Origin of the sequence: Actinomadura physcomitrii, from assembly GCF_008923205.2 — a bacterium.
Taxonomy (GTDB): domain Bacteria; phylum Actinomycetota; class Actinomycetes; order Streptosporangiales; family Streptosporangiaceae; genus Spirillospora; species Spirillospora physcomitrii.
This window is the reverse complement of record NZ_WBMS02000096.1, coordinates 1-2,247: the sequence shown is the minus strand read 5'-3', so window position 1 is coordinate 2,247 and position 2,247 is coordinate 1. Positions and strand designations below refer to the sequence as shown.

Below are 2,247 nucleotides of genomic sequence, written 5' to 3'. Positions count from 1 at the left end.
TTGTCAACGGCGGCTGAATTTTGACCCCCTGGGGACGTCTGAAAGTTGACCCCCTGATGTTGTTGTTCGCTGCGTTGTGTTACTGCTCGTCGTTGCTGGTGGTGGTGTTGGCCGCGGGGACGCGGCCCAGGTCGCGGTTCTTGAGGCGGTAGCTGTCTCCCTTCAGGCTGATGACCTCGGCGTGGTGGACGAGGCGGTCGATCATGGCGGCCGCGACGACGTCGTCGCCGAACACCTCGCCCCAGCGGCCGAACGGCTTGTTGCTGGTCACGATCAGTGAGGCGCGTTCGTAGCGGGACGAGACGAGCTGGAAGAACAGGTTGGCGGCCTCGGCCTCGAAGGGGATGTAGCCGACCTCGTCGACGATCAGGACGGGGATGCGGGCGAGCCGGGTGAGTTCGTCTTGCAGGCGTCCGGCGGCGTGCGCGTCGGCCAGCCGCGCGACCCACTGGGCCGCGGTGGCGAACGCGACGCGGTGCCCGGCCTGGCAGGCGCGGATGCCCAGCCCGATCGACAGGTGCGTCTTGCCGGTGCCGGGCGGGCCGAGGAACACCACGTTCTCACGGCCGGCGACGAAGTCCAGAGTGCCCAGGTGGGCGATGACCTCCCGCTTGGCCGACCGCTGGTGGTCGAAATCGAAGTCTTCCAGGGCTTTGCGGGCGGGGAAGCGGGCGGTGCGGATGCGGGCCTCACCGCCGTGGGCTTCGCGGGCGGCGACCTCGCGTTGCAGGCAGGCGGCCAGGAACTCCTCATGCGTCCAGGACTCGGCGCGGGCCCGTTCGGCCAGCCGCCCGGCCGCGGCATGCAGCGACGGTGCTTTGAGGACCCGGGTGAGGTAGGCCAGCTCGGCCTCGACATTGCGGCCGCTGGCGCTCGCCGTGCCGGTGGTCGTGCCGGTGGTCGTGCCGGTGCTTTTGACGCGGTTGGCCATCACGCCGCCCCTTCGACGTCGGTGCGGGTGCTGTCGATGCCGAGCAGGGTGTCGTAGTCGGCCAGTCGCCGCTGCTCGACCTCGGTCTCGGCCGGGGGGCGGGGGGTCTGCAGGCGCAACCGCCGCATCTGCGCGGCGGCCTGGGCGTGCGCGGGGTCGGTGATGGTCTGGTGCACGGCCCAGCACCGCCGATGGGTCGCGACGGCCTGTCCGCCGCAGGTGACCCTCACCTGCTCCAGATCGGCGACGACCTCGACCAGCCGCCCGATCGCCGAGGGATGCACCGAGTAGTCGTTGGAGGCGACCCGGACGTAGTGGTCGCGGGCCAGCCGGGTCGCCGTCCGCCACCCGACGACAGGGGCGACCGGCGGCAGCGGCACCATCGCCGCCATGTCGGCCACGATCCGGTCGGCGGGCCGGCACCCCAGCCGCCGGTGGTGACGGACGTTGGCGCGATGCGCCAGCCAGCCGTCCAGCTGAGCGTTGAAGTCGCCGGGTGAGGTGAACGAGCGGCCCGGCATGAACGAGGTCTCCAGGTACTCGTTCGCCCGCTCGACCAGCCCCTTGGCCTCAGGATCGGCGGGGCGGCACTGCACGATACCGATGCCCAGGGTGCCGCGGAACGCACTGGCCTCGGCGGTCAGGACCGGACGTCCGCCCCGCCACTGCCCGATCGCGCCCTCGTTGTCCCACACCAGCGACCGGGGCACCGCCCCCAGCATCCGCAGCAGCGCCCACATCCCGGCGAACAGGTCCCCGGCCGCCCGCGAGGGCAGCATCCGCGCCATCATCCACCGCGAATACCCCGACACCATCACCAGCACCGGCGGACTGGCCTGCTGCCCGGCCCCCACCGGCACCTTCGCCGGCGGGAACCACAGATCACACTGAGCCAGCTCACCGGCCTGATACGCCGTCCGCGACGCCGGATCGGCCGGCCGGTACTGCGGCCGCAGCACCCGGATGCGGTCCTTGAGCACCGTCATCGACCGCTCCCACCCGATCCGCTCGGCGATCACCGTGGCCGGCATGTCCGGGAACTCGGCCAAAAGGTCCCGGACCTGCGACTCCACCGCGTCCACGATCGACCCCCTCCCCGCCCGCTGGTACTTCGGCGGCTCATCGGCCGCCAGCGCCCGCTTGACGGTGTTCTTCGAGATGCCCAGCCGCCGAGCGATCGCCTTGATCGGCATGCCCTCGGACCGGTGCAACCGGCGGATCTCCGCCCAGTCCTCCACCTTGATCACCCTCCACAGAGTGGGAGGGGGTCAGTTTTCGGCCGTCGCCTGGGGGTCAGTTTTCACCCGTCGTCGACA

At 71.1% G+C, this 2,247-nt stretch carries 2 protein-coding genes; both read right to left on the bottom strand.

Annotated features, from left to right (window positions below):
• Nucleotides 1–79: 79 nt before the first annotated feature.
• On the bottom strand, nucleotides 80–931 hold the full coding sequence (gene istB / locus F8568_RS46390) for an IS21-like element helper ATPase IstB (RefSeq protein ID WP_151600546.1): 852 nt from the start codon (nucleotides 929–931) through the stop codon (nucleotides 80–82).
• Nucleotides 931–2,178: an IS21 family transposase gene (gene istA, locus F8568_RS46385; RefSeq protein ID WP_151600545.1), complete on the bottom strand. Its 1,248-nt coding sequence runs from the start codon at nucleotides 2,176–2,178 to the stop codon at nucleotides 931–933. Before istA ends, istB begins: the two co-directional genes overlap by 1 nt.
• Nucleotides 2,179–2,247: the final 69 nt, after the last annotated feature.

Excerpts from the sequence above, each read along its gene's own strand:
- istB (WP_151600546.1), bottom strand. The coding sequence starts at position 931 with ATGGCCAACCGCGTCAAAAGCACCGGCACGACCACCGGCACGACCACC.